This is a genomic window from Cytobacillus oceanisediminis (assembly GCF_003182355.1).
Lineage (GTDB): Bacteria > Bacillota > Bacilli > Bacillales > Cytobacillaceae > Cytobacillus > Cytobacillus oceanisediminis_A.
Window position 1 is genome coordinate 110477 of the sequence record NZ_QGTW01000005.1, and the last position, 19639, is coordinate 130115.

The 19639-nt window shown below is 38.0% G+C and carries 14 protein-coding genes, 2 pseudogenes and 2 other annotated features; of the genes and pseudogenes, 2 read left to right on the forward strand and 14 right to left on the reverse strand.

The features are described from left to right. Window positions 1-20 precede the first annotated feature (20 nt). The gene (locus DFO73_RS11365; RefSeq protein ID WP_110064911.1) at window positions 21-1232 is read right to left on the reverse strand and encodes a benzoate/H(+) symporter BenE family transporter; all 1212 of its coding nucleotides are present in this window, start codon (window positions 1230-1232) and stop codon (window positions 21-23) included. Between the two features lie 323 nt (window positions 1233-1555). On the opposite strand from DFO73_RS11365, the gene DFO73_RS11370 reads away from it, so the two are divergent. After that, window positions 1556-3352 (forward strand): dihydroorotate dehydrogenase, encoded by a 1797-nt coding sequence (locus DFO73_RS11370; protein ID WP_110064912.1) that lies wholly within the window; start codon window positions 1556-1558, stop codon window positions 3350-3352. A 530-nt stretch (window positions 3353-3882) separates the two neighbouring features. Further along, a pseudogene (locus DFO73_RS11375) lies at window positions 3883-5120 on the forward strand (transposase). Window positions 5121-5419: 299 nt separating this feature from the next. Here the strand turns inward: DFO73_RS11375 and DFO73_RS11380 are convergent. The 13 genes and pseudogenes from DFO73_RS11380 to DFO73_RS11445 all read right to left on the reverse strand — a co-directional run bounded on the left by DFO73_RS11380 (window position 5420) and on the right by DFO73_RS11445 (window position 19608). Next, a complete protein-coding gene (locus DFO73_RS11380) occupies window positions 5420-5749 on the reverse strand; it encodes a 6-aminohexanoate hydrolase (protein WP_110064913.1) in 330 nt (109 codons plus the stop codon). Next, the gene (locus tag DFO73_RS11385) at window positions 5742-5978 is read right to left on the reverse strand and encodes a helix-turn-helix transcriptional regulator (protein ID WP_110064914.1); all 237 of its coding nucleotides are present in this window, start codon (window positions 5976-5978) and stop codon (window positions 5742-5744) included. Before DFO73_RS11385 ends, DFO73_RS11380 begins: the two co-directional genes overlap by 8 nt. Before the next feature lie 625 nt (window positions 5979-6603). Continuing rightward, a pseudogene (locus DFO73_RS11390) lies at window positions 6604-7870 on the reverse strand (IS110 family transposase). A gap of 146 nt (window positions 7871-8016) precedes the next feature. Beyond that, window positions 8017-8463, reverse strand: coding sequence for a GyrI-like domain-containing protein (locus tag DFO73_RS11395; protein ID WP_110064915.1), 447 nt, complete (start codon window positions 8461-8463; stop codon window positions 8017-8019). Window positions 8464-8671: 208 nt separating this feature from the next. Beyond that, window positions 8672-9205, reverse strand: coding sequence for a GNAT family N-acetyltransferase (locus DFO73_RS11400; RefSeq protein WP_110064916.1), 534 nt, complete (start codon window positions 9203-9205; stop codon window positions 8672-8674). A 1185-nt stretch (window positions 9206-10390) separates the two neighbouring features. Then, a complete protein-coding gene (locus tag DFO73_RS11405; RefSeq protein ID WP_110064917.1) occupies window positions 10391-11182 on the reverse strand; it encodes an ABC transporter permease in 792 nt (263 codons plus the stop codon). Between the two features lie 3 nt (window positions 11183-11185). Then, the gene (locus DFO73_RS11410; RefSeq protein ID WP_110064918.1) at window positions 11186-11959 is read right to left on the reverse strand and encodes an ABC transporter ATP-binding protein; all 774 of its coding nucleotides are present in this window, start codon (window positions 11957-11959) and stop codon (window positions 11186-11188) included. 12 nt (window positions 11960-11971) lie between these two features. Then, window positions 11972-13021: an ABC transporter substrate-binding protein gene (locus tag DFO73_RS11415; protein WP_110064919.1), complete on the reverse strand. Its 1050-nt coding sequence runs from the start codon at window positions 13019-13021 to the stop codon at window positions 11972-11974. Between the two features lie 97 nt (window positions 13022-13118). Then, window positions 13119-13314, reverse strand: a binding site (T-box leader). Between the two features lie 1161 nt (window positions 13315-14475). Continuing rightward, a complete protein-coding gene (gene tyrS / locus DFO73_RS11425) occupies window positions 14476-15723 on the reverse strand; it encodes a tyrosine--tRNA ligase (RefSeq protein WP_110064921.1) in 1248 nt (415 codons plus the stop codon). A gap of 42 nt (window positions 15724-15765) precedes the next feature. Next, window positions 15766-15988, reverse strand: a binding site (T-box leader). 14 nt (window positions 15989-16002) lie between these two features. Next, window positions 16003-16473, reverse strand: coding sequence for a MarR family transcriptional regulator (locus DFO73_RS11430; protein ID WP_110064922.1), 471 nt, complete (start codon window positions 16471-16473; stop codon window positions 16003-16005). Between the two features lie 360 nt (window positions 16474-16833). Continuing rightward, window positions 16834-17913 carry a copper resistance D family protein gene (locus tag DFO73_RS11435; RefSeq protein WP_110064923.1) on the reverse strand — a complete coding sequence of 360 codons (1080 nt, stop codon included), beginning with the start codon at window positions 17911-17913 and terminating at the stop codon, window positions 16834-16836. A gap of 1 nt (window position 17914) precedes the next feature. Then, the gene (locus DFO73_RS11440; protein ID WP_258309408.1) at window positions 17915-18469 is read right to left on the reverse strand and encodes a copper resistance CopC family protein; all 555 of its coding nucleotides are present in this window, start codon (window positions 18467-18469) and stop codon (window positions 17915-17917) included. An 89-nt stretch (window positions 18470-18558) separates the two neighbouring features. After that, window positions 18559-19608 carry a flavin-containing monooxygenase gene (locus tag DFO73_RS11445; protein WP_375137318.1) on the reverse strand — a complete coding sequence of 350 codons (1050 nt, stop codon included), beginning with the start codon at window positions 19606-19608 and terminating at the stop codon, window positions 18559-18561. Between the last annotated feature and the right edge of the window lie 31 nt (window positions 19609-19639).

A 19639-nucleotide genomic window follows, 5' to 3' on the forward strand; every position in this document is an offset into this window, starting at 1 on the left:
CATCGCAGTAAAAGGTACCTTTATCTCTCTACCGTCCGAGCCAATACCGCACCAGCAACGAGTCCCCAGACTGGTGCGCTGATGTGGAGGAAGGAGATGCCTGATAGGGTAACGATGAAAGCGGCGAGTGCGCTTAGGCGGTAGCGGTTGCCGGAGAAGCCCATTTGCAGGCTTGAGTGCAGAACGCCAATCAGCGCGAATCCTGCTAAAAGAGAGACAAATGCCTGTGGAAGCGATTGGATAAAGGGCACGATTTTCCACGCAAAGATTCCAAATACGATGGTGATGGCACCCGATACGACTGCACCCATATACCTTTTCTCCCTTGGCCCCGAATCCGGCCCGGCACAAATAGCGCTCATCATTCCAGCGATGTTCGCACACTGTCCGCCAAAGAAACTCGTGATCACAGAGAAGACGCCACTCGAAGATACAATTTTTCGTATGGGCGGCTTAAAGTTAGAGCTTTCAAGTGCGCCTATTCCCGGTGCCGCATCATTGCTTAGAATCAGCATTGCCAGCGGAAGCGCAATCGTCACGAGACCCATCCAGGTGAATTCCGGCACCTGCAGGGATGGAAGAAAATAGGAAATTTCTTTGGCAGGATTCACATCCGCTGTAAAAAATAAAACCACAAAGGCTACAACAACAGCTGCCAGTACCGGCGGAAATTTCTTAACATACCTTGTAAAAAGAAGAAAACTGATTAAGGCGGCCCCTCCCGCCAGAGGCATTTCCTGAATCGCAGGAACGAGCCGCACCACATAGCCGGCCACAAGTCCTCCCAGCATCGATGCGATGACTTCTTTAGGCACCCAACCAATGATTTTTGTAAAAAGCCCTGTGATGCCGACCAGAAAAATAAGTAATCCCGACATCACATAACCGCCAATCAGCTCGGGATACGAATACTGAGCTGTGACTGTTGCCAAAAAAGCAGCTCCTGTTATCGAATGTCCGCCCGTAATCGGAATCCTGTAAAGCAGCGGCATAAGGATACTATAAACGCCCCCGAAAAAATAAACTGCAAACATCCAGTTGATGGTTTGCTGGTCGGTAAATCCCCCGGCAGCCGCGGCCTGTAAAATAATAAGCGCCGGCCCTGTCATCACCAGCGTGCTTGCAATAATTCCCGATGATATATTTTCACCCGTCAAATCCCGAATTACAGAATGTTTATGTAATTTTCCGTTTGAGTTGTACTCGATGTGCCTATCCTCTGGCAAACCCATGAGCCCTGCCCCCGACTTTCAATTATTTTAATTACTATCATGGTTTTAAACACAAAAATTGTCAAACTATTTCGCATAAGGAAACGATTTTTAAATAAAAAGCTCTGTAATCAATAAGGATAATTAAAGCTGTTTTTTAAAACTTTTACACCTTTCCTCTTATTCGACATGCCCTGTTAGATTATAAAAATTTGAAAAATATCGCCGATAAAGCTGCTGCTAAACCCAATAGCTCACATGTATTAGGTAAATATCGTCTGACAGGCAACATTTACAACAAAAGTATGTGCTAAAATAGATAAAAAAATGGAAAGGTGATCAGTATGCCGGATTGGTCGTATCATACCATATTCAAGCCGATACTTAAGAAGCTGCCGCCTTCCTTTAGCCGGGAGTTTATACATCGTGGGATGAGTATGATTTCATCTGCGTCCATAGGTGAAGCTGCTATTGAATTTCTTGGCCATATGGCACCTTCTAATAAGCTGGAGAAAAACTTATTTGGTATTCAATTTGATACTCCTGTTGGATTAAGCGGCATAATTGATCCTCATTTATCGGGACTTAAAGCTTTTCAGAACCTTGGTTTTGGCTTCATTGAGATTGGCCCAGTTTCAATTTGCGGGTCATCAAGGAAAGAAGAACTTTATGTTGACCAAAAACAAGAACAGGTATCTTGTCTTGAGGACTTTTCAATGAATTTATCTAAAGTTAAGGAAAGACTGCATTCTCTAAAAAAAAAGAAGATGCCGTTTTTTATTATGGTTGAGGGAACTTTTCATGAAACAAAACAAATTTGTGAAGAGCTCCTTCCTTTTAGTGACGGATTTATTATGAATACCAATACTTTTGATTCAGCCAATCAATTTAACCAGCTTCGTGACAAATTAAGTAAACCGGTTATTTTAGCTTGTTCATCGGAAAATATTACCAGCATTGAAAAGGTCAGAGACTTTAGCCCAAATGGAATTCTCCTTAAAGGGAGTGATTCGCCTGAAAAGCTTTACCAAAATCTAATAGCTTTAAGGAAATTTTTTAGTGAGGACTTCCCCATCATCACTTCAGGTGGAATCAGGGAGCCTTCCGATGCAATTAGATTACTGAAAAATGGAGCTTCTCTAATCATGTTAGGCTATGATTATGTATTCGCTGGACCTGGTTTGCCAAAGAGGATTAATGAGGCATACAGCAGCAGCTTCCCTAAGGAGTCAGTCATTGTTGAAGGCTGGCTTTGGTATTGGTTGTTTGGTTTCGCCATTACAGTTGCTGGATTTATAGCACTGTTTTTTAGCATGACAGCGGTTATCCTTCCATACGATGAAATCTTTCTAGGTCTATTTAGAAGGGATATTATTAACTTTAATCCTGCCATTTTATACTTTATGGCCCATGACCGAATGACGCTATCAGGAACCATGATATCAGGCGGAATTATCTACATGCAGCTTGCGAGGCATGGGATCAGGCATGGTCTTCATTGGGCAAGAAAAGCAGTACATATAGCAGGTACTATTGGTTTTTTAGGCATTTTCTTATTTATTGGTTATGGATATTTTGATTGGCTTCATGGATTGTTTTGGCTTATATTATTGCCCTTATTTATTTTTGGTTATGTGAAATCGAAACAAGCAAAGGCATCACCAATAAGTATAAACCTTTTCAATAGTCAGTCGTGGAAGCTGAGCTTAGTTGGACAACTATCCTTTGTGATATTAGGACTTTCATTAGCTCTTGGCGGCATCGTAATCTCAGTCATTGGAGCATCAAGTGTCTTTGTACCAACTGATCTTTCTTATTTATGTCTTACTCCAGAAGCACTTAATGAATTTAATGAGAGATTAATCCCTGTTATCGCGCATGATCGTGCCGGGTTTGGAAGTGCCCTGTTAAGTGTAGGACTGCTCGTGTTGATGCTGGCCTTATGGGGAATTCGTGAAGGAGAACGCTGGGTTTGGTGGACATTCACAATTGGTGCCATTCCAGCATTTTCATCTGGGATCGCAACTCATTTTATTATTGCCTATACAGACTTTTTTCACTTGTTACCTGCTTATTTTGCATTGCTTCTATACATTATTGGAGTAATTAGCACAGCACCATTTTTATTAAAACGTAATTAATATATAGATAGGCCATTTTCTTCAGGCTTAATTTTATTGTTCCCTATTTCAAACTTTCTTCTTCAAACTGCCCGTTCAGTGTTATGAAATATTAATTTTAAAATATACCTCCAATTGTTTCTGTATCTAACATTTGGAGGCAGTACAATGGCAGATGAATTTTAGAATCATGTGCCGTTTTACATTTCTGCTCTTTACATGAATAATATCAAAAAAATCCTGAAAACCTTTCAGGGTCATTTTTGTGTACTTCTTGAACGCACCCTATAGTTTAAGTACAACGCATCACAACAGTCTTTTTTAGTCCGTCTGTGAATTGGGTCTGTTGATTTCCGTTCCAGGTGCTTCGCTTTCCGCGGGCGGCCCGGGGAGCCTCCTCGTCGCTTCGCTCCTGCGGGGTCTCCCCTGACCCTTGCTCCCGCAGGAGTCTTCGCACCTTCCACTTCAATCAACAGGATTTTAAAATTGAATGTGGCAGTAGAATCAAGCCTATTTTACAATAGATCTATATAACGCTTGAGGTGATGAACATGCTTTCGAAAAACAATCCGATTCAACGAGACCAACTGGAGATGGTTGCTTTAGACCAGCTGGTTCCACAAGACCACTTAGTCCGCAAGATGGAAGCAGCACTTGATTTCTCTTTCATTTATGATTTGGTGAGGGATGTGTATTCGGAAGTTGGGCGCCCAAGCATTGATCCGGTTATTTTAATCAAACTTACATTCATTCAATATACTTTTGGCATCCGCTCAATGCGCCAGACCATTGCGGAAGTGGAAACCAACTTGGCCTATCGCTGGTTTCTGGGATATGGATTCCATAATAAAGTGCCCCATTTCTCTACCTTCGGTAAAAATTATGAACGCCGTTTTAAAGATACGGATTTATTTGAACAGATCTTCTACCGAATTCTTAAGGCTGCAGCGGACAAGAAACTGATCAGTGCCGAGCACGTCTTTATCGATTCAACACATGTGAAGGCCAGTGCAAATAAGCATAAATTCGCAAAAAAAGTGGTGCGAAAGGAAACACGTGCATATCAGGAGAAGCTCAACGAGGAAATCAACCAGGACCGGGAAGAGCACGGAAAAAAGCCTTTCCCGCCTGATAAGTTCGACAAGGAAGAATCCAAGGAAATCAAGGAGAGCACGACCGATCCGGAGAGCGGATACTATGTTAAGGACGAACGGACCAAGCAGTTTGCCTATTCCTTTCATGCGGCCTCCGACCGAAACGGATTTGTCCTAGGTGCCATTGTGAAGTTTCTGATAGAAAATGAAATGATACCGGCTTTGCCCTATACCCGGCCACGGACGAAGGAAGGCTTCTTCCGGAAAAGGACTATGTTTATGACGAATACTATGATTGTTACCTATGCCCTGCCGGAGAGATCCTGAAGTATTCGACCACGAACAAAGAGGGCTACCGTGAATATAAATCTCCGAAGCATAAGTGCGCCACCTTTCTGTTCCTTGCGCAATGTACAGAAAGCAAGAATCACCAGAAGGTGATAACGCGACACATTTGGCAAGACTATGTGGAAGAAGCAGACCACCTGAGACATAAACAAGAGGAAAAAAAATCTATGCGAAGCGAAAAGGAAACCATTGAGCGCGTATTCGCAGATGCAAAAGAAAAGCATGGCATGCGTTGGACAACCCTAAGGGGACTTAAAAAATTGTCCATACAGGCGATGCTTACTTTCGCTGCCTTGAATCTAAAAAAGATGGCCAACTGGACCTGGCAAGCTCCGGTGATGGCCTAGAAAACGGGCTGGAGGATGCCTATTCTTAAGCAAATACCAAATGAAATCCCAATAAAAAACAAAAAGGGTTCAGAATGAGACCATTCTAAACCCCTTTTGTCGACAAACTGAGCAACTGACTAATTCAGTTGCTATTTTTAATGCTATTTTAATATCAAAATGTGTGTTAAAACCAATGCGAATTAGGTTGTAAATTGGAGTTTTCTCCCCTTCAACCGAACCCGTTAATATGACAGCCTTGTTTTTTTACTTATGCCCTGATAGTGAAATAAGTAACTACTTATGTCTCTTGTGTAAGCTTATTTAAAATCTTTTCTATATAGTCTAAAAGCATAAATTGCACCGACTAAAAATACAATCCCTTGAAATAGAATAAAGAACTGACGGAAGTATTCGATATTACGATCAACTAATGAAATAAAAATCGCATTCATAATGAGTTGTGTAGTAAACATACAAGAAATGATTTTGAGATAAATGGCATTTGTTCTTTCATCAGGCTTTCCAAATTTATTACAAATATACCAAAGTACTACTAGTGATCCTACATATAAGACCATCGTTAATCCCACAATAACATTGAAGTTTTGTGAGCTTTCTAGCATCCAATTATTTAATACATCAATCATTGTTATCATCCTTTCTCATGTATGAAAAAATTTCATTAATATCTACTTCAAAATAATTAGCAATTCTAAACGCTAATACAAGAGAAGGAGAATAATTATTCTTTTCCATTACAAATATGGTTTGCTTAGAAACTCCAACAGCATCAGCCAATTCCTTTTGTGACATTCTCCTTAACACCCTGTGTTCATACACTTTATTCTCAATTGAATCCCCAAAGTCTTCTTTCACAGCTAACACCTTCCTTTTTTTGCTTATACATACATAATATACTTTACCTTTACAAAGGTAAAGTATACTTATACAAAATAAATAAATTATTTTCATTATTTAAGGTTATTATTTATCATTTATCTTCAAAACAGTTAAAAGGGTTAGTTTCTAAACATTTAGAAACTAACCCTTTTTAAGATGTTTTTAATCTACAACGCTATTTTAAATCCTTCCTAAACTCCCTCAGTTTAATTCAATTTTCTCCTGAATTCTCGCTTATTCGCAGGATTTCATCCACCAAGGATATAATCCTTTTACTGTAGGAAGTGAATTGAGGACATTTAGGCTACGTGAAGGCATGATTAAATAAAGGAGTAAGTTTCCTTCTCCATATTCTACCATATAATGTACATCTCCACGCCGCCCCCGGAGGCTTTCCCTCCCATGTCTCAACGGGTCAATCGCCCTCTCATTCCTTCGTCATGCCTGTCCAAGGGGTGGAGGCCAGTATTGCTAACCTGATGGGTCAGTGCCCTTTTGTTAAAGAAACCTGGTACTCCGTACATATTTGAAATCCTCTGAATAAGCCAAAACTCAGTCGAAATAAATTAACAAGGTTCTCTTCGAGAACGAAACGGTTTAACTATGCTGCCTGATCTGGCAACGGTTGAACCTTCTCTGCACAATAAGACTCATTTTTACGTGCTATTCCTACAAGTATCCTGGCTAATTTACCTATCAATTTCATGATGGATTTCATCTTTTTCATTTTCTTTTTCTTAACATTGTTGGAGTGGATCGCCTTAAATTCCGGGTTATTCATCATTAGACTCATTGTTGCTAAATAAAGAAAACGCCTAAGCCTTGATCTTCCACGCTTGGATAGGACAATTTGGTCTTTCCACTTCCCAGAACTTGCCTCAGCGAGATGCAGCCCGGCGTGGCGAAGCAATGAATTGCCGTGCGAGAAGCCGCTTAAATCTCCTGCTTCCCCTAAAATCCCTGCCAGGGAGATTTCACTAATTCCCTTAATCATCAGTAACTTCTGTGCATAAGGAATTTTGAGTAGTTCCTCTTTGATTGCACACTCGACTCTTTCAAGTTGGTGAACCGCAAGGTCATACTCTTCGAGCAATTGTTCAAGGTGGAATTTGTAGGCATCAATTGCTTGTCCTGTACCGACCGACTTTCTGACAACATTGAGAAGTAAGTATGCTTTCTTTAATCCAGGCTGCCTCTTCATGAGTGATTTCCAACCGGCGACTATTTCATCGGGTTTCATGGAACTTAGTTCCTTTGGGGTTGGAAAAAGTTTTAGCGTAGCGATTGCACCTTTTGTAGTGATGTCTTTGAATACCTGCCTGAGTTCAGGAAAAACAATATCGACCCAGCGATTTAACCTGATTAATAGAGCTTACAAGCCTTTTTACAATGACATCCCGATTTGACATAAGGACCCTAAGCTTTTGAAATGCCTCTGGAGTCTTCCTGACAAACGAATAGTAACCGTTCTTCACCATATCAGCGATTACCAGGGCGTCTTTCTTATCACTCTTTGATTGTGTGTTATCGCGGTTTTCTTTATTTCTTTTTATCAAATGAGGATTTACTGTCACCACTTCTATCTCTTTATTTATTAGCCACATTGATAGATTGATCCAGTAATGTCCTGTCGGTTCCATCTCGACGATGGATACCTCAAGTTTATGTGCTTTTTTTAGCTTATTAATCCAATCTAATAGAGTCACAAATCCTTCTTCATTGTTTTGAAATGTAATAGAATCTCCTACAATAATCCCACGGAAATTTACAGCTCTTGCAACGTGGAATTGTTGGGCAATATCTACCCCGACAACTAAATGTTTATCGGTGATTCTTTGATTTTGTTTGTCCTGCATTTTAAACTTCATAGTAAGGGTTCCTCCTTGAGATTGAGTTAGAGTGGTGTCTTACTCATATCTTACTGAGGAGCCCTATTTTTATCAAAGTTCAAAAATAACGATCTAAAGGAATGCTAACCTGCCCCGTTTGTTGAAGAAGGTTTGGATTTGTACTTTTAAGCTTGAATTGGTAAATAAATCTGTACTTCTTCATCTCCTTCCCCCATAGGGTGATATGTCTCGATAATATAAGAATCGAGATCTCTTTGATAACCTTGTTCTTCTGCCCAATTCAATAAATTCAAATGAAGTTTTCCCAAATTAAATATATTCCCTCTTGTAGTTATGTAACTTTTATTTGTTTCAATATAATCCATTCCTGTTGGTACTTCATTTAATTTCTCACTCACAATTAACCCTACATAATAATGACCTATCCTATGCTCCTCATCCTTTTTAGGCTCAAATAATGCAATTTCGTTCTCTGTTGGATTTAGGATTTCGTTTGAGCGACTTAATAGTTGCTTTGCAAGCAAGGGTACTTCATTACCAAAGTTAACAAACTCCCCACTTCCTTTTAATCCAACAAGCTTAAATTCTTTTTTAACCATCATAAATGACATATTAACCTCTCCTATCACATAAAAATTCCATAATATTCTAATTTTATTTATTCAACAAAAAAACCTTACTTCCTGCATTGAAGTAAGGTTTTCATACTGATTTATGCAACTGTTATTCAACTAAACTGCCCCTAGTTCAACAAGAAAAAAGCCGCCTGCTTTGGTAGCTGGCTCTTAAAGTATCGCACCCTTTAGTAGAAGAAGAACGCTATCTATTATTTTTAAGGATTGAGTATACATATGTATCGTATACCTCTCCATTTTGATACATATATTCTCTCAGAACGCCTTCTTTTTGAAATCCAACTTTGGTTAGCAAATTATTTGATGCTTCATTATTTATAAAAACAACTGCCCCTATACGAGTAAGACCTAATCCATCAAATCCAAATTGAATTACTTTAGATACAGCTTCTAAGGTATAGCCTTTTCTCCATTGTTCAGGATGTATTTCATAACCTATTTCTGCTCGTTTATGTTTGGGTGACCAAGCATTAAAACCAATAGTCCCAATTATCCCTTGATTTCCTTTTATTTCAATCCCCCAACGTATTCCTCTTTTTTCCTTATAACTATTTGCAAAGAAATCAACAAATGCTTCTGCTTGTTCTATATTTTCTAAAGTTTCCTGTCCATAATACTGAGTTACATTTTCATTAGAAAAACAAGAGAATATGCCATTAGCATCATCCTTTGAAATTTCTCTTAGTACCAACCTTTCTGTTTCTAATGTTGGAAACATTTTTTCTCTCCTTCTTTCCTCTCTACATTGTAGCATCTTTATTCAACAAACCTTCCCCTTTAGTTGAACAATAAAAGCCGCCTGGGATGGCAGCTGGATCTTAAAGTAACGCACCCTTTACTTTAATATTTCACAAAGAAACAATTAATTTTTCTAAGGTTCTGTTAAATATTATTGTTAATTTCCAATATAATTCTGGGAACATTTAAATGAACTAAATTCCTTTTGTTTTTTTGGAATAATATTTCCAATTAGCAGTATTATTTTATTGACTTGTACATATATTTATCCTTAATAATATTATAAAGATTTGATAATGTGAAAAAGTATCTTTTGTTTATTATTTTGCTCGGCTTCTTTTTCCCACTTGCTCATAAAGTTCCTTTAACAATACTGATGATGTTTTACAAAAATGATGCTTATGCACTTATTTCCTATTATTTATCACGATTATGGCTTGTTGAGTATTAGAAACTTATTAATTTCACTTGTTGCGGGAATAATGACATATTTAAATTCACTAATGTATTCATAAAATGGGAAAGAAATAAAAGGAAATGACTGGGTATCACAGTCAAATCAGGACTCTTGTAGCAATGCTTTAACGGAAAGTATATCCCTCTTGTTCAACCTTCAATTTCTTCTGCCAGATCATCTATCTGCCTCTCCAAGCTGGATAGTGTTCCTGGTATTGAAGAAGCATAGTAATGTACATATCCCAACCAGCTTCAAACATTATTCTACAAGTAGGTGGAGAATAGTTTAGTTGTCGAGTTCCTACTCCCACGCACCCGTTAATTTAAATACATATCTTCACAAACCGTCTTCCTCATAAATAAAAACAGGGCAATAGGTTATCCTTGCCCTTGTTTTTATTATCTTTTGGTATATGTCTTTTAAGTTAGGGGTGTTTCCACAAATACTTCTACTCTTCGTTCCTTTCTTACTGCTTACATAAAGTGTTTATTCTAAAATGAAGCGATAATGATAATAATACCCTTGGAGTATTAATTTAAATAGTAATTATTCATTCATATTTGTCAAAATTGAATTTACCTTATCTAAACGTCCCTTCGCTTTCTTTGGGGAATTGATTGCAAGTGCTCTAATCAAATAGTCGGCTAAATAAATAGACTATACTGCAGATTTATGAAAAGCGATACTGCTAAGGTTACAAAAGGATTCTTATTTCCACGGTATCAGCTTCTGTTCTAACCATTGTAAAACTCGATTAAAAAGTAAGCCTAGAAACGAAAGCAGAAGCACACCCACCATAAGCTTTGTCGTAATCATTAAGTTCCCATAATGAAGTACCATTGCACCAATTCCATATTGAGCCGCAATCATCTCAGCGGAAACGAGTAGTAAAAGTGCAGTTCCTGCCGCTAATTTAAGACCTGCAAAAATGGTAGGAAGTGCACCGGGCAAAATAACTTTTCTAATTACATTAAAATGACTCGACCCAAACGTAACCGCTGCTTTAATGAGGATAGGATCTACACTTTTCACACCTGAAAATGTATTAATAAGAACGGGAAAAAATACACCTAGTCCAATAATGGTGACCTTGGGTAACTCACCGATTCCGAACCACAAAATAATCAGTGGTAATAATGCGATTTTAGGGATCGGGTAGATTGAGTATACAATAGGGGTAATGATGGCATCTGCCCACTTGGAGAAACCGAGAATTAACCCAATTATAATACCGAAGGCAGCACCGATTACATATCCACCACCTATTCTATACAAACTTGCCCCAAGATTTTTAAATAGCTCTCCGTTATCAATCATTTCCCAGGCTGCTGTTACAATCGCTGTCGGTGCCGGCAAAAAAAGCGGTGGAACGATGTTCAACCTACATACAAGTTCCCATAACAGTATAAGAACGGTGATTCCCAGTACTGATGCAAAGGGTGGAATCTTTCTTTCGAGAAATTCAACCCGATTTTTTATGACCTTTCGATTGTGTTCCATCTTCTATGACTCCTTCAGTGCTTCTTGTGCATCATGGCGTATTAAGTTCCAAATATCGTTTGAGTACTGTTCAAATTGATCCCGATATTTCTCTTGATTGCGCCCCATTTTTGGTAAATCAATCTTTATGATACTTTTGATTTGTCCAGGATGTCGTGATAAAACGATCACTCGGTCTGCCAAATAGACCGCCTCTTGAATGTTATGTGTAACATAAAGTGTACTTAATCGCGTACGATCCCATATGGTCAGCAGCTCTTCTTGCATAATTGTACGCGTTTGTGCATCTAATGCCGAAAATGGTTCATCCATTAAAAGTAAATCAGGTTCAACAGATAGTGCCCTGGCGATTCCTGCCCGTTGTTTCATCCCGCCAGACAGTTGCTTCGGATATGCTCTTTCAAATCCAGTTAATCCAACCAAATCTATATAATGTTGGCCTTTTTTTTCACGTTCTTTTTTACTTATCCCTTTTTCTTCAAGGCCATACAAAACATTTTCTAATACGCTTCTCCAAGGAAATAAGGCAATTTCCTGAAATACAATTCCAATATTCGGTTCTTTTTCTTGAAAGCCTTCAAAATAGACTTGTCCTTTACTTGGTGATAATAAGCCACCGACAATATTAAGAAGGGTTGATTTCCCACATCCGCTTGGTCCTACTAGTACAACGAATTCATGTTCTTCTATGGAAAAATTTATATTTTCAAGAGCGGTTACTTCATTCTTTTTGGTGTCTAAAAACTTTTTACCAACGTTTTCAATTACCATTCTCATGATGTCACTTCCCTAATCTTTCATTGCTTCCTCAAGCAGTTTTGTATTTACAATCTCCTTACTATCAATCGCGTTATCAATCAGATTTTCCTTTGCATACCAATCAATTTGTTTTTGAATATCGGTATCTAGTAATTTACCATTACGATCCATATATGGAAGTCCCTTTTTTATAAGCTCTGGTTCTTGATCGGTATATTTTGCGATAATATTGATCACTTCATCATAATTCTTTCCAGGAACAAGTTTGCCGTCCTTTTTTGTAAGAACTGCATCATAATAGTAACGAGTTGCTTTTTCATATGCTTTTAAAAAACGAACAGCTACCTCGTTATTTTCTGCAAATGCTGGAGAGAAGAACACACCTGAAGTTTGATAATCCATTTCATCACCTATTTGCGTGATTACCTTTCCATATCCTTCATCTACTACCGTTGAAATATTCGGTTCGTTTAAAATAACAGCGTCAACCTGTTTACTTTTTAATGATTCCATCAGACCTTTTATACTATTAAGTGGAACTAATTCTACCTCATCTAATCCCACATTATGATTTTCCAAGATTCTTCCGGCCATATAATGGAATGTTGACCCCGTTTGCGTAATACCAATTTTTTTACCTTTTAGATCTTCAAGTTGGGTGATATCTGAATCATTTGGAACTAATAATGCGGATGAGGAATATCCTTTTTGTTCTCTCCCTTTGTCAGCTACTATCCATAACTTTTGACCGCCAGCAGCCATATTATATAAACTGGCTGTAATTCCCGTTGCCCCAACATCAACACTTCCACCAGCTGTTGCTACAGCAATTGGCTGTGCTGCCTCAAACCATTTTACGCTAGCATCAATATTTTCTTCTTCAAAAAACCCTTTCTCTAAACCAATAAACAGAGGAGCTGAACTCGTTAATTTAAGCATTCCGATTTGAACGGAAACTCTTTCTCCACTTTTTTCCCCTTCCGCTTTAGTTTCTTGGTTTTCTCCCTGTTTTCCACATCCAACAAGTGCAAATGTTAATGGTAATAAAACAGTTAAAAAAAGTAATAATGATCTTTTCATATTAAATTCCTCCATCTTTCTTGTTTTATAATAAAAATGATAGATAACTCATTTTTATTGACATATTTTTAGGAACAACAAAAAGCTCCCATCCCTAAATAGGGACGGAAGCTCCGCGGTACCACCCTGATTAACAAAAAATTATTTGTTCACTCATTCTTGGTTAACGACAATGCCGGACAAAAGTCAGCTCCCTAATTGAAATTCACTGAATGCCCGGCTTAGTTCTCACCAACCACTAAGTCTCTCAAATTCCTAAACAACCAGTTACTATATTAGTTCAACGCTTTTATGCTTTTATGCTTTTATCTATTAAGAGAATATTAATATAAGGTCACCGGTATGTCAATAGATTATCTTGAATTTTCAAACATTTAGTAAGGCGTGGGACACAAAGACAGGTTCCTTGTCACATTTTGCAGAAATAGATCAAAAACAAAACTGTGGTCTATAGGCAAGTTAGTTAAATTAAAACTTTTATAGGGCTTTCAAACATCAGCTTGATTAGTTGTAATAAGTGTAAAAAATGCACTAAACCTTCAAAATTGCTTTTGCTTCTTCTTTTGTATCAAAGTCTCCACAATCTCTATCAGGTTCATAAGGATCATATTTAAAGAAGGCTGTGATGCTAGTTTCTAGTTGCTGGTTTAGTAGCTGGTTTTTGTGCTACTTCTTTCTTTTTTTCTTTATGATGATAACCGTGGTCATGATTTCACAAAAAAGCACTAATCCTCCTTTGATCAATGCCACGTTAGTTAGACCACCTGACACTTTATATGCGTTGCTCCTTTTTTATCTGTTGAACACTAATCATTAGACCCGTGAGCCCAGCAGAAAAAGATGGAACAACACTATATAAAAGATAATTCCATTCACCAGTTAGCAAAGAAGTTATTAGAAATATAACGGGGACTCCGGCTAATACAAATAAAGATACAAATAGTCCAAGCTTGGGATTATTTTTCATTTTACATCTCCTTATTTCGCATTCTCATACCAAATTATACCATGATTAATAAATAATTTTCTTGCACTAATCTGCCCTTTTAGTCTCACTTTCGGTACATACCAATCAGTAACGATACTCCAGGCACTTTCGAACTTGGATTAATCATGTTTATTACCTTGTTCATCTCTTCCTCCTCCGCTAATTGTCCATTCGCAGCTGAAGATAATGACCACAGGTATAATATAAATTGCGGTCTTGTTAATACGGTCTTCCACATAACAGCCTTTAACTTAATACCAATTATTTCAAGATTCCATAATCTTCACAAGGAGTTATTCCATGGCCCGATTGTTGAATAAGAGCTTAAGACGATTCTTCCACTACCTACCCCTTTAGTTGAGCAAAAAAATCCGATTGTTTCAGCAGCTGATCTTGAACATAAGCACCCTTTAGTTCAATAAGGATTATACAAGGTACAACTTTAAGTCGTACCTTTACTCATACTTTATAATGTTTTAATTTTTACAAATTTGCGTTTCCCAACTTGTATGATTAATCCATCGGTTATCGAAACTTGCAGCTTCGTATCTTCTACCTTGTTACCGTTTATTTTTACCCCTCTGTTTTCAATCATTCTTCTTGCTTCGCTTTTAGAGCTTAACAATTGCAAATCAACGAGTAAATCTATAACAGGGACTTCAGTATTTCCATCCCATACTACCACTGGAATCTCATCGGGTATTTCCCCTTGTTGGAAAACTGAGATGAAATGCTGTTCTGCTTCCTCTGCTGCTTCCAATCCGTGGTACATTCTAACAATGGTCTTGCTAAGTAACATTTTTGCATCTCTTGGGTGCAATTCACCTGTTTCAAATTCCCCCTTCACGGACTGAATTCGCTCAGGAGTAAAATCAGTTATTAATTCGAAGTATTTGTTCATTAACTCATCTGGAATAGACATGGCTTTCCCGTACATTTCTTGTGGACTTTCGTCAATCCCAATGTAGTTTTTCTTTGATTTAGACATCTTCTCGACCCCATCAAGACCCTCTAATAGTGGCATTAACAAGGCAACTTGCTTTTCTTTCCCAAATTTTTCTTGAAAATGTCTTCCCATTAAAATGTTAAAATGCTGGTCAGTTCCACCCAGTTCTATGTCACATTCTAAAACCACAGAATCGTATCCTTGCATTAAAGGGTAAAAGAATTCATGCAGGGAAATAGGTTTTCCAAATGCAACTCTTTCTTCAAAGTCATCCCTTTCTAATAGCCTTGCTACGGTTATTTTCCCTGCTAGTTGAATGGCATCTTCAAAATTTAATTTTGACAACCATTTAGAGTTATAATGCAACTCGACCTTTTCCATATCTATAACCTTTGCAAATTGCTCAAAATATGTTTTGGCATTATGCTTTACCTCTTCATCTGTTAATTGTTTTCTAGCCACAGATTTTCCTGTTGGATCTCCAATTTTCCCAGTAAAGTCACCGATAATTAGCTGGATAATGTGACCATTTTCTTGAAACTGCCTCATCTTGTTTAGTACTACAGTATGCCCAAGATGAACATCTGGAGCTGAAGGATCTAAGCCTAATTTTATTTTTAGTGGCTTATTCTCTAAAATGGACTTTGAAATTTTATTTTCTAACTCTTCTGCTGGAATAATTTCTTTTACACCCTGGCTGTAAATAGCCATTTGTCTCTTTACCTCTGTTAGTTGTTCCTCATTTAATTTTGCTTTTAAATTACCCATTTTCGTACCTCCTAAAAATAAATATAAAAAACCGCATCCCCAAAAAGGGACGTGGTTTAACTTTTGCACGCGGTACCACCCTTATTGAAGGATGCAATCCTTCCACTCAACGATTAACGTCTCGTCCGTTCTTTGCTGCTTTTTGTTTTTACAAAGAAAGCTCAAGGAATGTAATTCGCGTTATCTTTGTATCGATATGCACCAGCCACCGACTCTCTGTTAACAGGGAGATAACTACTACTGGGTTTCCCGTTATAGCCTTTTCATTATTGTTGTTTTTCAAAAATGATTATCCCGAATTACTTTTCTTAGTAATTTTGTCATAATTTTTTGTTCATCTACTGACAAACCAGAAACAATCTCGATTTCGCCTTTGTGGAATCGTGGATAAAGATCCTCCATCACTTGCTTTCCCTTTTCTGTTAAAGCAAGGTAGGTAATTCTTCTGTCCCTGTTGTCGCTTTTTCTGAAACACAGCTCTTTTCGTTCAAGTGTTTTGGTGATATTACTTACCGTGGCTTTTGAGACCCCAGCTGACTCGGCTAATTTTTTCGTCTCAATTAATTCCCATACCCATAAATCATATAGCATGGAAAATGCCGTCCATGATAATCCAAATTCAGATAAGACTTCCTGTTCCATTTTGTTTCTTAATCCTTGTGCGATCCGATATATATTTGTAACAACTGCAATTGCATCAAAATTTAACGAATCAATGGGGATTTTGGTTAACCGATTGATTGTATCCATTTCTTCAGGAAGCAGTTCTCCATCCTCATTAAATGAATGAATATTGAATCATCCTTTCAAGTTTTCATAATCATTAGCTATGAAACGATTCTAACAAAACGTATCAATAAATACAAGAGAGCTATTGATAAAATTAGTTCCAAATTAATTTTGCATGGCCTTTCCTTCTTCAACTGAATTGCCCAGTATTTCAAAGGCTGTTTTCTTATAATACTGTCTGAAATTGATGCATTTAACAGGCGGAGCCTTAAATTTTTCTAATTCAGATTTAATTAGATTCGCTTGCAAGCAGCCGCAATCTTCAATCAAAAAAACAAAAAAACACCTTAAATTGTCATTTAAAGTGTTTTTGTTTCTATCTTACAGTGATACTAAAGACACCATAAGACCAAAGTATAAGGCAAAGACAAAGCTCAGTCCAAAGAACACGGCGATGTATGGTTTTACTTTATTGAAACTAATCAATATCAGTGCTAAAAACAGCAGTGAAACAGCTATTAGAAATAACGATGAAAAGTTCGGGATTAAATGAAGATTCATGACTGTAAGGATCTTCTTTCCCAGCAGCCATTCTACCCATCTCGAAGCACCTTCAGATTGAACTGTAAATTCAACTTCGTGGGGCGGTGATAAAGTTCCAAGTACACTTGTAAAAGTAAAGACCATTAAGATGATTATACTCTCTCCTTTAATCCAAGGTCGGGGGTTAAAGGAGGGAATTTTTAATGCTCTTTTAGATAGAACCCCATTTATAAATGCAAAAAACAATAAAGGAATGATGCTAATATGCTTTAACAGAAGCATTTGCCCGTATGGCAGTACCCATGACGTTACATAGTCTTTTGGCTCAACCAAAAAAATCATAAGAGTGAGACCGCTGATAAGAATAACGATCAAAGATAGAATGGCAAGTGGTGTAAACCACCGCAGGAATTTTGCCCATTTTTCCTGATCATCAGAAAACCAGGCAACATGAATTAAAATTCCTGACCAAAGTGTCACCATCACAAAATGAGCGGAATGAGCAAGCAGCCCATACCAAAAAGAAAGTGATGCCACATGGCTAGAGTATCCAATGGCTAAAACCATTAAGATGAGCCATAGAGCTTGCAGATATTTGGATCCGTTCAAAAGCAGGGTAATCCAAAGAAATACCGACATAAACCCGATGAAGATCCAAGCTCTTCCCACTTGAAAATCTGTCAGAACCGAATACGTTGCGAGAGTGAGACCTACACTTTCGCTAAAATAGGAAATTGTCTGCGCCACGGGTCCAAAGCTAAAAATATAAATGCCTAAGGTTGATAGGAGCAGCACTTTTTTGGAAATACCAATCCTTGGCTTGTTCCCTTCTGGAACGAATTGAAGTGCAATATGTCCGATTATTATCGAAAATAAAATGTATGTACCGATTTCGGCAAGTGGGATTAATACACTCATCCTACCGCTTCCTTCCGAATAGCATGAACAAACCTATCCCCAATATAAATACAGTTACAACAGGAATCACGATTTTCAATGCATTAGAAGAAGATTCTTTTTTAGCCGTATCGCTTTCTATTGCATTATCTTTTTCGTTTTCTTCCTTACTGGAAGGCACAGATTTATTCGTTTTGTTGCCTGGCTCCTGATTTACTTTTTCCTCCGATTGTACAGTAAAAGGAACCTCTCCTTTAATTTGATGCCCGTCTTCCCCAACTATACTCCACTGAATAAGATATGAGCCGTTTTCAAGGGAGGCTGGCAATGTGCCGATCATTTGCTTGCCTTTCGGCTCGATGCTTGTGAAAGAAATTTCTTGTCCTTCCCTGACAAGGTTCATGGTACTTAACGATTCGATTTCTCCTGCAAAAGTAAGAATGATTTCATTCAGGTCGTCCGGTACTACTTGCCCTGATTCTGGAGTTGATGATACCAGCCCAGTGTGGGCACTTCCCAAAGATGGGAAGAATATGAACATCAATATAAATGTGAAAAATAATCTGTTCAAGCTCATAATACATTTCCTTCCTAGAAATCTTTACTATTTAGTTCCATGAGTAGAAGTATATCATGAATATCCTTGCACATATAAAATGATACCTCCTAAGCCAGATGGTTATTGATTATTTGTAAAACCAAATATTCAGCATCCACTCCTATCCCTTGAAGCAGTGCTGAACCTCTTCTATATTGCCAAGGGAGTCCTAAAAAGTATAAACCTCTTATGGCTGTAACCCCTCTTTTATGAATCGGCATCCCCTTCTCATTAAAGAGTGAAGGAATCCTAATCCAGCTATAATCCGATATAAAGCCAGTAGACCAAATCACATTTCTCACTTTCACTATGCTTTGGTCCTCAAAGATGAGCTGATTTTCATTTGCGGATACAGCCTTTGTTTTCTGCTGTACTCCTCCGTCCTTGAGCTTTAATTTAAGTTCGAAACCAAAAATCGGATCAGGCTTATTCTTTATCATCTGACCGACTTTACCATGAACATTTGCTTTTAAAATTCCCATCTTATCAAACCACAAAAAGATGCTTTTGCCGCCAAAGTCCTGAGGCAAGAATCTGGGTTTATGTCCAACCGACAAATAAACGTCTTGATGGTCCGCCAATTCTACCGCAATCTGTGCTCCTGAGTTCCCTCCCCCAACAACGACTGCGGTGCCACTAAGGAGCTGATCAGGATTTTTATATTCTGATGAATGCAGCTGAAGGACTTCATCCGATAGGAACTTTGAGAATTCGGGTATTTTTGGCTGCTGGAAAGGACCTGTTGCAACAATCACCTGTTTGCTTCGGTATTCACCTTGGTTCGTGGACAAAACAAAACAATCCCCTTCTTTATCCAGTTTTGTAATCATTGTTTGGAGTTTTACTGGGAGCGAAAACGTCTTTGCATACTGTGATAAATATTCAGCGACTTCATCTTTTGTCGGATATTCATTCGGATCACCCTTTAAGGATAAGCCTGGAAGAGAACTGTAAGAACGCGGTGTAAATAGTTTTAAAGAATCATACCTTTTTCTCCAGCTCTCCCCCATTTCACCGCCATGGTCCAGGAGAAGATAAGATAAATTTGTCTTTTTTAGAAAATAACCTATCGAAAGCCCAGCTTGACCTGCGCCAATAACCAAAACATCGTATACCAAGAATATCCCCCCTAATAAAAAAGCTTCCTAT

Excerpts from the sequence above, each read along its gene's own strand:
- DFO73_RS11370 (WP_110064912.1), top strand. The coding sequence starts at position 1,556 with ATGCCGGATTGGTCGTATCATACCATATTCAAGCCGATACTTAAGAAG.
- DFO73_RS11400 (WP_110064916.1), bottom strand. The coding sequence starts at position 9,205 with ATGTTTCCAACATTAGAAACAGAAAGGTTGGTACTAAGAGAAATTTCA.
- DFO73_RS11365 (WP_110064911.1), bottom strand. The coding sequence starts at position 1,232 with ATGGGTTTGCCAGAGGATAGGCACATCGAGTACAACTCAAACGGAAAA.
- DFO73_RS11435 (WP_110064923.1), bottom strand. The coding sequence starts at position 17,913 with ATGAGTGTATTAATCCCACTTGCCGAAATCGGTACATACATTTTATTT.
- DFO73_RS11405 (WP_110064917.1), bottom strand. The coding sequence starts at position 11,182 with ATGGAACACAATCGAAAGGTCATAAAAAATCGGGTTGAATTTCTCGAA.
- tyrS (WP_110064921.1), bottom strand. The coding sequence starts at position 15,723 with ATGGGTAATTTAAAAGCAAAATTAAATGAGGAACAACTAACAGAGGTA.
- DFO73_RS11430 (WP_110064922.1), bottom strand. The coding sequence starts at position 16,473 with ATGGATACAATCAATCGGTTAACCAAAATCCCCATTGATTCGTTAAAT.
- DFO73_RS11410 (WP_110064918.1), bottom strand. The coding sequence starts at position 11,959 with ATGAGAATGGTAATTGAAAACGTTGGTAAAAAGTTTTTAGACACCAAA.
- DFO73_RS11395 (WP_110064915.1), bottom strand. The coding sequence starts at position 8,463 with ATGTCATTTATGATGGTTAAAAAAGAATTTAAGCTTGTTGGATTAAAA.
- DFO73_RS11440 (WP_258309408.1), bottom strand. The coding sequence starts at position 18,469 with ATGAGCTTGAACAGATTATTTTTCACATTTATATTGATGTTCATATTC.
- DFO73_RS11380 (WP_110064913.1), bottom strand. The coding sequence starts at position 5,749 with ATGATTGATGTATTAAATAATTGGATGCTAGAAAGCTCACAAAACTTC.
- DFO73_RS11415 (WP_110064919.1), bottom strand. The coding sequence starts at position 13,021 with ATGAAAAGATCATTATTACTTTTTTTAACTGTTTTATTACCATTAACA.